The organism is Novosphingobium aquae (assembly GCF_037572715.1).
GTDB lineage: Bacteria > Pseudomonadota > Alphaproteobacteria > Sphingomonadales > Sphingomonadaceae > Novosphingobium > Novosphingobium aquae.
In genome coordinates this window covers 111,510-123,441 of record NZ_JBBHJY010000010.1, presented here as the reverse complement: position 1 = coordinate 123,441, position 11,932 = coordinate 111,510, and the positions used below count along the sequence as shown (strand labels likewise).

Sequence of the window (11,932 nt, the reverse complement as noted above, 5' to 3'; positions counted from 1 at the left end):
CGGAAGCCATGCCCCTGTTAATTCCGCAGGCTCTTCCTATAACGAATGCCATGAAGATCATAAGCGATGCAATCGCGGGGGCACGTCTGGCCATGGCCGGCCGCAAGTCCCCTTGGGGTTCGGGAAATCCGGGTGGAGGCGATGGCGATGGGACGCCGCCCCCTTCCGGCGTCGATGGCGCGCCCGAGGCTCCGCCTGAAGGCCCGAAGGAAGCCCCCAAGGGCCCGCGCAATCCGTGGTTGCCGCCTGCTGGCGCTGACGAACCGCGCCGCTCGGCCAGCATCGAAGACATCCTGCGCCCCCGCAAGGGCGGCGGCGGCGGAAAGGGCCCCGGCGGCTTCAATTTCCCGCCCCTGCCCCAGCGGCCTGACGGCAAGTCCTGGGCCAAGCCGGCGATCATCGTGGCGCTGGCCATCTGGCTCTTGTGGTCCACCACGCACCAGCTCGATTCCAAGCAGCAGGGCATTGTCACCACGCTCGGCAAATATTCGCGAACCGTCGGCCCCGGCATTTCGATGACTTTGCCCTGGCCGATCGAAACGATGGCGGTTGAGGAAGTGACCTCGATCCGCAACGATCTGATCCCGACTGGCGAAGATGAAAAGCTGATGCTGACCAGTGACCAGAACCTGGTCAACATCTCGTACCTGGTGCGCTGGAACATCAAGGATCTGAAGCTTTACACTTACCAACTCGACAAGCCGAACGAATCGGTGCGCGAAGTGGCTGAGGCCGCGATGCGCGCCGCCGTGGCCGAAGTGCCGCTGAAGGATGCGATGGGCGGTTCGGGCAGGCAGGCGATCGAAGGCCAGGTGCTCAGGCGGATGCAGCAGATTCTCGATGCCTATCACTCGGGCATCCGCATCCTTGGTGTCGAAATCAAGAAGACGGACGCGCCTGAAAAGGTGATCGAGGCCTTCCAGCGAGTCACTGCCGCACAGCAGAACGCCCAGCAGGAAGTCACCAGCGCGCGCCAGTGGGCGCAGCAGGTGATCAACCAGGCCCAGGGCAACGCGGCTGAATTCGACAAGGTCTATGAGCAATACAAGCTCGCCCCCGAAGTGACCCGCCGCCGCCTCTATTACGAGACCATGGAGCGGGTGCTGTCGAACAATGACAAGGTGATCCTCGAATCGGGCGGGGTAACGCCTTACCTGCCGCTTCCCGAAGTGCGCCGGGTCCAGCCCGCCACGCCCGCCACACCCGCCACGCCGCAGGGAGCCCAGTGATGCTGAACCGCCTGTTTCAGGAGCAGAAGGCGCCGCTGATCGCGATCGTCCTTGCCGCAGTCGTGGCGCTGTCAACGATCGTCATTGTCCCCGAAACTCAGCAAGCCGTGGTCATGCGGCTTGGCGAGCCCAACCGCGTGATCAACCGTTTCGAACCCGGCATGGACTTCGGCAACACCGGTGCCGGCGTCACATGGCGTCTGCCCTTTGCCGAAACGGTCATGCGCGTGGACAAGCGCATGCTGACCGTGCCGATGGAGCGCCAGCAAGTATTGTCGATCGATCAGCAGCCGCTGGTGGTCGATGCCTACGCCCGTTTCCGCATCATCGATCCGGCGCGCATGGTGCGTTCGGCCGGGTCGACCGACCGCGTGGTGCTGCAGCTCCAGCCGATTTTCTCGTCGGTGCTGCGCCAGGAACTGGGCAAGCGTACGTTCCAGTCGCTGCTCACGGCAGAGCGCGGCCAGGCGATGATCAATATCCGCAACAACCTTGACAAGCAGGCCCGCGAATACGGCGCGCAGGTGGTCGACGTGCGGATCAAGAGCGCCGATCTGCCCGATGGCACTCCGCTCGATTCTGCCTTTGCCCGCATGACCGCTGCCAAGGATACCGAGGCGACGACGATCATCTCGCAGGGTCAGAAGAACGCCCAGCTGATCCGCGCCGACGCACAGGCGCAGTCGGCGCAGATCTATGCCAATTCGTTTGGCAAGGACCCGGCGTTCTACGATTTCTGGCGCGCCATGCAGAGCTATGACGCGACCTTCTCCAACCAGAAGAACGTCGGCCGCTCGACCATCCTGCTTTCGCCCGACAGCGATTACCTGCGCCAATTCCGCGGAAAACAGTAAATCTGCGGCAGGCAATAACCGCAGTCATTCAATGTGCGTTCATCGTTGTCGGCGTGAATCCGGCGTTGGGGACACGAGACAAAGACGAAGGAAACCAGAGGACGTGAAGCCCGTGAAATGTGTCTATGGAGTGACGTCGGCCCTGCTGCTTGGCGGCGCCGCGATTTCGCTGGCCACCGGCGTACCCGCCGGGGCGCAGGTTGCCCAGAACGATGCCCAGCAGATGGGCCAGATCGTGCCGCGCGCCGGGGCTCCCGGCAGCTTCGCTGAACTGACGCAGCAGTTGCAGCCTGCGGTGGTCAACATCTCCACCCGCCAGAAAGTGCGTGTGGCGACTACCAATCCCTTTGCCGGCACGCCCTTCGGTGACTTGTTCGGCGGCGGACAAGGCAATGGCCCGCAAACGCGTGAAGCGCAGTCACTGGGTTCGGGTTTCATCGTTTCGGCCGACGGTTTTGTCGTCACCAACAACCATGTGATCAGTGCCGAGGGCGCAGGCGGTCAGGTTGAATCGATCACCGTCACCATGCCCGATGGCACCGAATATCCGGCCAAGCTGATCGGCAAGGATGCGCAGTCCGATCTTGCCGTGCTCAAGATCAGCGCGGCCAAGCCGCTGCCGTTCGTCAAGATGGGCAATAGCCGCGATTCCCGCGTGGGTGACTGGGTGATCGCTATCGGCAATCCCTTTGGCCTTGGCGGCACGGTCACGGCCGGTATCGTCTCCGCGGTCTACCGCAACACCGGGGCAGGCGGCGCCTATGACCGCTACCTGCAGACCGACGCCTCGATCAACCGTGGCAATTCGGGCGGGCCCTTGTTCGACATGAAGGGCCAGGTGATCGGCATCAACAACGCCATCTTCTCGCCCACCGGCGGGTCGGTGGGCATCGGTTTTGCCATCCCGACAGAGATTGCTCAGCCGATCATCGACAAGCTGATCAAGGGCATTGCCATCGAGCGCGGCTATCTGGGCGTGCAGATCGCCCCGGTCACCGAGGACGTCGCCGATTCGCTCGGCATTGCGCACAAGCGCGGTGAAATCATCCAGGGCGTGGTTGCCGGCGGCGCTGCCGCCGCAGCCGGGCTGCAACCGGGCGATATCGTGCTCAAGGTGGCCGGCAAGGACGTAACGCCAGAACAGACGCTTTCCTACATCGTCGCCAACACCGCGCCGGGCACGCGCATCCCGCTGGACATCATCCGCGAGAACAAGCGCATGACGCTGACCGTGACCGTCGGCAAGCGCCCGACCGAGGAACAGCTCGCGCTCGAGAACTTCGGCCAGCAGGGCGGCGATGCGGCCGATCCCTTCGCTCAGGGTGACAAGCAGGGCGACAGCATCATCCAGAAGGCGCTCGGCCTTGCCGTGGTGCCGGTGACCCCGCAGATCGCCACCCAGCTTGGCGCAGCGCAGGGTACGCAGGGTCTGGTCATCACGGCGGTCGATGGTTCGTCCGACGCAGGTTCAAAGGGTCTGCAGCGTTTCGACATCGTACTTAGCGCCAATTACCGCCCGGTCACCACCGTCGCCGGTCTGGAAGCGATCATTACCGAAGCCAAGGCATCGAACCGCAACGCCGTGCTGCTCCGCATCCAGCGTCGCGGCCAGCCAGCGGCCTATATTCCGATCCGCCTGCGCTAGTTACCAGCGCAGCCGAAAAATGACCCCCTCCCCGCAACGGGAGGGGGTTTGTTTTTATGGCCTGGATGTGGGTGATCAAAGCATTTCACCCGCCTCGCTTGCCGTCGTCCCCGCACAGGCGGGGACCCATCCAGGCAGGCGTTTCACAATCCCAGTTACTCAGATGGCTCCCCGCCTGCGCGGGGGTGACGGATTATGCGAAGGCCAGGCAGGTTGAGATAGCCAACCCCCTCTGACCCTTTTGAAGCACCTCGCCACCGTGCGAGAACCCTCAATTCCCCGGTGGCGGCTGCTCACCCCGGCGGACGCGGACGCCTTCCTTGCCGGTTGCCTCGTTGAGGAAGTCATCGTTTGCCGCGCGCGGCGGCAGGCCGGCGTCTTCGGGGCGGCCGGGTTCATCACCCGGGCGCGGGCGCTGGTTTTCCTGCGGCTCGATAAGGTTGCCCTGCTCGTCGACAAAGGAATAGTCCGAAGGCGCGGCGAGGATCTGTTCGTCATCGGGCTCAAGCTGCCAGGCCGGCAGTTTCAGCTCTGTATCGAACTTCTCGACCGGGCGCTTGGCCACGGCGAACTTCATGAACTGGGCAAAGGCGCGCGCCGGAGCGGTGCCGCCCTGCAGGCCAGCGACCGGCTTGGCATCGTCGCGCCCCATCCACACACCAGTGGTGATCCCGCTGGAGAAGCCAAGGAACCAGCCATCCTTGTTTGACGTGGTGGTGCCAGTCTTGCCAGCGACAGGCCGGCCGATCTGAGCAGCGCGGCCAGTGCCGATGCTGACGGCGGACTGCAGCAGGTCGGTGATGCCGGCGATGACATATTGCGGCACGATCGGCTGGGCGGTGGGTGCGGCGCGTTGATAGATTGTGCGGCCGTCAGTCGTCACCACCTTGCTGATGCCATAGGGATCGATCGGCACGCCCTTGGCCGAGACTGTGGCAAAGGCGCGGGTCATGTCGATCACGCGCACTTCGGACGATCCGAGCACCATCGAAGGCATGGTGTTGGTCGGCGTGGTGATGCCGAACCGGCGGGCGACCCCGGCAATCGCGCCAAAGCCAACCTCGTTGCCCAGCTGCGCGGCGACGGTGTTCTTCGAATAGGCAAAGGCGGTGCGCACGTCGATCTGTCCGGCAAAAGTGCCGCCCGAATTGCGCGGCGTCCAGCCGTCGATCGTCACCGGTTCATCGACCACGGAATCGTCAGGCTTGTAGCCGGCTTCAAGCGCGGCGAGATAGACGAACAGCTTGAACGCCGATCCAGGCTGGCGCACAGCCAGCGTCGCGCGGTTGTAGTTCGAGGTTACGTAATCCGTACCGCCGACCATCGCCAGAATTGCGCCGTCGCGGTCCATCGAAACCAGCGCACCTTGTGCGCCCTTCGGCACATTGGCGATGATCGACTTGGTCGCCACCTCCTGCATTCCGGGATCGAGCGTGGTCCACACCTCGATCGGGTCGGTATTTTCCGGCACCAGGATGTCGAGCTGCGGCAGTGCCCAGTCCGTGAAATAGCGCACCGAATTCTTGCCGCCCTCAGGCGCGAACTTGATTGCGGCGAGGTCGAGCGAACTGGCCTGCGACGCAGTGATCGCCTGGTTTTCAACCATGGTCTGCAGCACGACCTTGGCGCGATCGACTGCGGCCTTGGCATCGGCAGTGGGCGAATAATGCGACGGCGCCTTGACCAGGCCGGCGATGATCGCCGCTTCGGGCAGGGTGATCTCTTCCGCCGCATGGCCGAAAAACTTGCGGCTGGCGGCATCGATGCCATAGGCGCCGCCGCCGAAATAGACCTTGTTGAGGTAAAGCTCGAGGATCTCGTCCTTCGAGAACTTCACCTCCAGCGCCATGGCCCAGACTGCTTCGTTCAGCTTGCGGGTCATCGTGCGGCTGTTGTTGAGGAACAGGTTTCGCGCCAGCTGCTGAGTGATCGTCGATGTGGCGCGCATCGATTTGCCGCTGGTGATCGAGACATAGACCGCGCGCATCAGGCCGAGCGGATCGATGCCAAGATGGCTATAGAAACGCCGATCCTCGACCGAAGTCATGGCTGCCGGCATCACCTTTGGGATCGACCCCATCGGGACCCATTTGCCATAGCTGGGACCCATGTTGAACAGTTCGCTGCCATCGCGCGCGCGCACCAGAATGGTCTGGCCGGACTGGCTGCGCTTGAGTTCCTCATAGCTGGGGATCGATTTCGCCGTCACCGCCACGGCCACGCCAAGGAAGATCGCTCCGAGCAGCGCCAAGGCAAAACCCCAGATCAGCAGCTTGCGAAACCAGCCGCGCTTTTTCTTCTGCTTGCCCGGCGGGTGCGGAGGGGGCGTGGGCATACCGGGTGCACCGAAACGTTGCCTGATGGCGCTGCGTGCCATATTTTCGTGCGTTCCCTACCTCTGGCGGAAAAAGTGCCGCCCGTCCCTGCCCCCTACCTAGGGCAATCGCAACGTAGCGTTAATTGCAAATCGTCTCGTTCAGGTCATTCTGGCTCGAAATCGAGGCTGGCCGAATTGATACAATAGCGCAGCCCATTCGGTCCCGGCCCATCGGGGAACACATGACCGAGATGGCCTTCGCACTTGGCGCAGCGCACTTCGGTGCGGACCATGCCGTGCGCGGTATCGCGCAGTTCCTCGACCGCATCGCCTTCGACCGGCGCGGTATAGCTGGGCCAGCCGGAGCCGGAATTGTACTTCGTCTCGCTGGCAAACAGCGGCGCGCCGCAACCGGCGCACTTGTACAGGCCCGATTGCTTGTTGCTTTCATACTTGCCGGTGAAGGCGCGTTCGGTGCCGCCTTCGCGCAGCACGTGGTACTGTTCGGGAGTCAGCTTTTCGCGCCATTCGGCTTCGCTGAGATTTGCCTTGTCCGTCATCGTCGTCTCCGCGGCCTACCGCCAGCAAGCCATATGGGATCAGTGGAGATGCTCGACAACCAGCACGGCGCCATCATGGCCGGAAATCCGCATCTTGGTGCCGGGCGCCGCGTCAGGACCCTTGACCAGCCATTCGGTATCGCCGTGGCTGGCGCGGCCGGTGCCGTTGTCGATGGCGTGGGTGATCTGGACGATCTCGCCAATCAGTCGCGCACCGCGATCGTTCATCGCCGGGTCCGCGCCTTCGATTTCGTTCGTCTTGAGCCAGCGCCGCGCCGCCATGACGAAACCTAGCGCAAGAACAGCGAACAGCAGCACTTGCAAGGCAATCGAGATCGGCATGATCCAGACCACCAGCCCGGTAATCACTGCCGCCCCTGCCAGCCAGATCAGAAAAAACCCCGGAACCGCGATCTCCGCCGCCGCCAGGACAAGGCCTATGGCCAGCCATGTCCAGTGCGGGTCGAGGCTGTTCAGCCAGTCGGTCATGGCTTGTCCTTCGGTGAACCCAGCGCATCGCGCACCAGTTCACCAACCCCGCCAAGCGAGCCGATCAGCTGTGTGGCCTCAACCGGGAACAGGATCGTCTTGGCATTGGGCGAATTGGCGAAGGCGGCAACCGCCTCGGTATATTTCTGCGCCACGAAGTAGTTGAGCGCCTGGGTGCCGGACGTAGCAATCGCCTCGGACACCACACGGGTTGCGGCAGCTTCAGCCTCGGCTAGTCGTTCGCGCGCTTCGGCATCGCGGAAGGCGGCTTCCTTGCGGCCCTCGGCCTGGAGAATCTGGCCCTGCTTCTCACCCTCGGCGCGCAGGATCTCGCTGGCGCGCAGGCCCTCGGCCTCAAGGATGTTGGCGCGCTTTTCGCGTTCGGCCTTCATCTGACGGGCCATGGCGTTGGAAATGTCGGCGGGCGGGCGGATGTCCTTGATCTCGATGCGGGTGATCTTCACCCCCCACGGCGCGGTGGCGTGATCGATGACGATCAGCAGCTTGGCGTTGATCTCGTCCCGCTTTGACAGCGTTTCGTCGAGGTCCATCGAACCCATCACGGTGCGCAGGTTGGTCGTCGTCAATTGCATGATCGCGACATAGAGGTTCGACACCTCGTAAGCCGCCTTGCCGGCATCGAGCACCTGAAAGAACACGATGGCATCGACCCCGACCATCGCATTGTCCTTGGTGATGATCTCCTGCCCAGGGATGTCGAGCACCTGCTCCATCATGTTGACCTTGTGGCCAACCCGGTCAACGAAGGGCACGATGACGTGCAGCCCGGGCTGCGCGGCGAGCGTGTAGCGGCCGAGCCGCTCGATCGTATAGACATAGCCCTGCCGAACGACGCGCACACCCATCAGCAGGAACAGGAACACCAGAACCAGCAGGGCCAGCAAGGTTTCGCCCATCACGCTCTCCTCCGTTGCATCACGCCCGCCATGCTAGCGCCGGCGCTTAGCCCCGCAAGCGGAATCGGAAAGGCAAGAGCGCAGCGTTTACAGTTTCTCGTAGAGCGCCAGCAGCCGCTCAAACGCATGGTCAGCCGCGGCCTTGTCATAGACTGGCGAGTCGGGGACGGTCCAGCCGTGGTCGCCGGCATAGACTTCAATCTCTGCCGGACGTCCGGCCTTGGCCGCGGCTTCCTTCAGCGCATCCTTGTCCCTGGGGGAGCGGGCATCGTCATTGCGGGCAATGGCGAAAAGGTAGCTGGCCTTGGTCTTCGCCAGCAGCTTACTGGGGCTATCGGGCTTGTCTCCCACCAGACCGCCGCCGTGGAACGATGCAGCGGCGCGCACTCGGCCCGGGTTGGCCGCGGCCGTGCGGACAGTGAACGGCCCGCCCATGCAATAGCCCTCGCTGCCGATGCCGCGCTTCTTGTCGACTGCCTTTTGCAGGTCGAGCCAGGCGACGAAGACCTTGCTGTCGAGCGAAACGCCCTCTGCTGTGACCGTGGCGATCATCGGCTTGAGTTTGGCCTGACCTTCGGGCGTGCGCCATTCGGAGAACGAGGCCAGCACCGGGCTCTTGCCCGCGCGGTAATACTGGTTGACCGCGATCACGGCAAAGCCCTGCGCCGCCAGCCGCCGCGCCATCTGCTTCTTGGCATCGCGCAAGCCGCCGATGTCGGGCCAGAAGATCACGCCGGGATGCTTGCCCTTGGCGGGATGGACGAAGAACGCATCGCAGATGCCATCGGGTGTCGGAATTTCGACCATGCGTTCGGTCAGGGCCACGCCGCCCTTGGCGATCCTGAATCCAGCCTGTGCCGCCGTCGCATAGCCCGCCGTGACCACCGCCGCGCCGCCCATGATGCCGAACTTGCGCCGAGAAAGCGCGGCCTTATCCGCTTCAAGGGTGAAATCATCGCACATGGCCAGTCTCCCGATGGAACAGCCATCAACATATGGTAGTGCGAGGCATATGCAAGACGGCGCAAACGATCCCGGCGACCCGGTGCACATCGCCTGCTGGCAGCGCCTGTCGGAGGAGGTGACCACGTCCGGCCATCTCGAACCGGCGGACTTCGATGCGCTGGCTGCGCTCGGCGTGCGGCACGTGGTCAATCTGGCGATGGGCGATCACCCGCAGGTCCTGCCCGATGCGGCGGAGCGGTTTGCGGCGCGCGGCATGGGCTACAGCCATATCCCGGTGCCGTTCGATGCGCCGGAAGATGTCCACTTCGCGGCGTTTCGCGAAGCCGTGGAAGCCGCCCCCCGCCCACTCCACGTGCATTGCATCATGAACTGGCGTGTATCGGCCATGTTTTATCGCTGGCACCGCGACGTGCTGGGCATGGACGAAGGCAAGGCCCGCGCCATGATGAAACGTCAGTGGGAGCCGGAGACGAACGATTACCCCGGCGCGGCGGCATGGGCGCGGTTTATCGAGGCGGGTGGGTAATCAGTCGCCGGGAAAGTTCATCTCGACGAGGATGCCGTTGGGATCGGTGAGCACGATCTGGCGAAGGTTGTAGTTCCCGTCATTGACCGCAATGTCGAGGCCCTGATCCCGCAGCCGCGCAATTGTCTCGTCAAAGCCACGGCATCGGAACGCAACGTGGTGCACCGCACCGGTCGGCTGGCCGACGATGTAGGTATCATAGGCAGAACGGGTGCCGTCCTTGACCACGACGTGGACAATTGGCCGCCCCTCCGGATCGCGCAGCCAGGTTCCGGCCATGCCGATGCCTGCCAAGACTGTTGGATCGCTGATCAGCCCAAGCACGTCATTATAGAATGCGATTGTCGCTGGCAGGTCTTCGGTGAGGATATTGACGTGATCGAGGCCGAGGGCGGTCATGGAATTTCTCCCTGCCCGCCAGTCTGGCGCAGAACTCAGCGGCGGGCCAGCGCCGCTTCACACTCTTCCATCAGCGCGGCGATGATTTGCGCGACCGGCTCTTCCGAGGTGACCATGCCGACCGACTGCCCAGCCATCAGCGAGCCATTCTCGACATCGCCGCCGATCACCGCGCGGCGCAGCGCGCCGGCCCAGAAGTGTTCGATCTGCAGCTGCGCCTCGCCCATGTCGACCTTGCCCTCGTCGAGCAGCTTGGCCACTTCGACCTGCTTGGCGGTGAATTCCTCGGTACCCTTGTTCTTGAGCGCGCGCACCGGGATCACCGGCAGGCGCGGGTCGACCTGGACCGAGGCAACCGCATCGCGGGCATTGGCGCGGAAAAAGGCCTTCTTGAAATCGGGATGGGCAATGGATTCGGTCGCACAGGCAAAGCGCGTGCCGAGCTGGACGCCGCTTGCGCCCATTTCAAGGTAGGAGGCGATCATATCGCCCCGGCCGATGCCACCCGCCACGAAGACCAGATGGTCACCGGAAAGCTCGGGCAGGATTTCCTGTGCCAGCACGCTGGTCGAAACCGGGCCAATGTGGCCGCCGGCTTCCATACCCTCGATCACCAGCGCGTCGGCGCCCGAGCGCAGGTACTTCTTAGCCAGTGCCAGGGTCGGCGGAATGCAGATGGTCTTAGCGCCGGCTTCCTTCAGCGCCTCGATGCTGCCTTTGGGCGGGATGCCGCCGGCAAGCACGACATGGCCGATCTGATGCCTGGCGCAGATCGCGATCAGGTCGAACAGCCCGGGATGCATGGTGATCAGGTTGACGCCAAAAGGCCTGGAGGTCAGCGCCTTGGTCGCGGCGATTTCCGCATCGAGCAGTTCAGGCGTCATCGCGCCGCAAGCGATCACGCCGAAGCCACCGGCATTGCTGATCGCCGAAACGAGATTGCGTTCAGATACCCACGACATGGCGCCGCACAGGATCGCGTGCTCGCTGCCCAGGAATTCGATGCCGCGCTGCATCAGCGCATGGGTCTTGTCGTACACTTAGGTCCCCCTGATCGTCGTCGCGCGCCTATAGGCAAGCATTGGCCCCGCGCCTAGCCCTGCTCCAATTGTTCACAGCCAGCCTGCTGTCTTGAGCACCGGCACCATGTTGCGTGCGACGGGGGCGCTCAACCCGCGCGCCAGGGCGAGGCGGACATTGCGGCCATCGCGCTCCACGCCGTGAACCGCGCCGCGCGCCACCCACCAGCTGCGATGGACCTGAACGCCGTCAATGCCATCAAGTTCAGCCACGGCATCGCGCATCCGCAGCAGGATGAGGTCGGACCCCAGCGCGGTGTGAACGCGCAGGTAATGGTCCTCCATCTCCAGCGCGACGAGATCGGTCCCCAGCCCCGGCGGCAGGCGTTCGAACAGGCGCGGCTGCGGCGGGGGCGCTGCAACCTCTGCGACAGGCAACGGCTGCGGCATGGCGGAAGGCGCAGGCTCAGGCGCGACGGGCTTCGACTGGACGAGGTAGAACACCATCGTCACCATGCCGCCAATCGCCAGCACATAGCCATAGGTTTCGATCCATGCCCCCGCCGGTGGCACGACCAGCGGCCCCGGCATGGCACTGACCAGCCAGACGACGATCGTCATCGGCACGGTCGCGATCAGGCAGGCGATCAGCCACAGCGACCATTCGGGCAGGTCAAGCACCGGGCCCAGCCGCGCGGTCAGCCCACCAATCGGCCGGTAACAGGCATAGCCCGCCCAGGCGAGGCCGAGCCAGTAGATCAGCCGCTGCGGAAACGGCGCGGCAAAGCTGCCGAACGGCCCGATCAACGCCAGCACGAAACCGATGAGCGTCATCACCGCAAGGTCGATGATGACCTGCCGCGCGGGATGCGGTGCCTTCGCTGCGGTGGAACTGTCGGTCATCCCAGCCAGAACTAGCGCCCGTTCGCGCTTCGTAAAGTGGCAAGCGCCAGGTTTCCCGCACCATTCGCGCAAGGCGGGGAACCTTTCCCGCAAGCGCGCTTGCCCGCG

General features: G+C 63.9%; 12 protein-coding genes. 4 read left to right on the top strand and 8 right to left on the bottom strand.

What is annotated here, in order from left to right; all coding sequences use genetic code 11:
* Positions 1 to 50 precede the first annotated feature (50 nt).
* The 3 genes from hflK to WG900_RS17605 all read left to right on the top strand — a co-directional run bounded on the left by hflK (position 51) and on the right by WG900_RS17605 (position 3,728).
* Entirely contained in the window at positions 51 to 1,229 is a 1,179-nt protein-coding gene (gene hflK / locus WG900_RS17615) for a protease modulator HflK (RefSeq protein WP_339969243.1), read from the top strand.
* 2 nt (positions 1,230 to 1,231) lie between these two features.
* Positions 1,232 to 2,083, top strand: a complete 852-nt coding sequence (gene hflC, locus WG900_RS17610; protein ID WP_339969403.1) for a protease modulator HflC — start codon at positions 1,232 to 1,234, stop codon at positions 2,081 to 2,083.
* A 112-nt stretch (positions 2,084 to 2,195) separates the two neighbouring features.
* A complete protein-coding gene (locus WG900_RS17605) occupies positions 2,196 to 3,728 on the top strand; it encodes a Do family serine endopeptidase (protein WP_339969401.1) in 1,533 nt (510 codons plus the stop codon).
* A gap of 271 nt (positions 3,729 to 3,999) precedes the next feature.
* Here WG900_RS17605 and WG900_RS17600 read toward each other — a convergent pair whose 3' ends face one another.
* The 5 genes from WG900_RS17600 to WG900_RS17580 all read right to left on the bottom strand — a co-directional run bounded on the left by WG900_RS17600 (position 4,000) and on the right by WG900_RS17580 (position 8,974).
* Entirely contained in the window at positions 4,000 to 6,063 is a 2,064-nt protein-coding gene (locus WG900_RS17600) for a transglycosylase domain-containing protein (protein ID WP_339969399.1), read from the bottom strand.
* 146 nt (positions 6,064 to 6,209) lie between these two features.
* The gene (gene msrB / locus WG900_RS17595; RefSeq protein WP_339969241.1) at positions 6,210 to 6,605 is read right to left on the bottom strand and encodes a peptide-methionine (R)-S-oxide reductase MsrB; all 396 of its coding nucleotides are present in this window, start codon (positions 6,603 to 6,605) and stop codon (positions 6,210 to 6,212) included.
* Positions 6,606 to 6,644: 39 nt separating this feature from the next.
* Complete coding sequence (locus tag WG900_RS17590; protein WP_339969239.1) at positions 6,645 to 7,094, bottom strand: NfeD family protein; 450 nt, start codon at positions 7,092 to 7,094, stop codon at positions 6,645 to 6,647.
* Positions 7,091 to 8,011: an SPFH domain-containing protein gene (locus WG900_RS17585; protein ID WP_339969237.1), complete on the bottom strand. Its 921-nt coding sequence runs from the start codon at positions 8,009 to 8,011 to the stop codon at positions 7,091 to 7,093. The genes WG900_RS17590 and WG900_RS17585 overlap by 4 nt, the downstream gene beginning before the upstream one ends.
* 87 nt (positions 8,012 to 8,098) lie before the next feature.
* Positions 8,099 to 8,974, bottom strand: coding sequence for a dienelactone hydrolase family protein (locus tag WG900_RS17580; protein WP_339969236.1), 876 nt, complete (start codon positions 8,972 to 8,974; stop codon positions 8,099 to 8,101).
* A gap of 49 nt (positions 8,975 to 9,023) precedes the next feature.
* On the opposite strand from WG900_RS17580, the gene WG900_RS17575 reads away from it, so the two are divergent.
* A complete protein-coding gene (locus tag WG900_RS17575; RefSeq protein ID WP_339969234.1) occupies positions 9,024 to 9,503 on the top strand; it encodes a protein tyrosine phosphatase family protein in 480 nt (159 codons plus the stop codon).
* On the opposite strand, the gene WG900_RS17570 is transcribed toward WG900_RS17575, so the two are convergent.
* The 3 genes from WG900_RS17570 to WG900_RS17560 form a co-directional block, all read right to left on the bottom strand.
* Positions 9,504 to 9,902 (bottom strand): VOC family protein, encoded by a 399-nt coding sequence (locus WG900_RS17570; protein WP_339969232.1) that lies wholly within the window; start codon positions 9,900 to 9,902, stop codon positions 9,504 to 9,506.
* A gap of 35 nt (positions 9,903 to 9,937) precedes the next feature.
* The gene (locus WG900_RS17565) at positions 9,938 to 10,918 is read right to left on the bottom strand and encodes an NAD(P)H-dependent flavin oxidoreductase (RefSeq protein WP_339969397.1); all 981 of its coding nucleotides are present in this window, start codon (positions 10,916 to 10,918) and stop codon (positions 9,938 to 9,940) included.
* A 96-nt stretch (positions 10,919 to 11,014) separates the two neighbouring features.
* Complete coding sequence (locus WG900_RS17560; RefSeq protein ID WP_339969230.1) at positions 11,015 to 11,824, bottom strand: LytTR family DNA-binding domain-containing protein; 810 nt, start codon at positions 11,822 to 11,824, stop codon at positions 11,015 to 11,017.
* Positions 11,825 to 11,932: the final 108 nt, after the last annotated feature.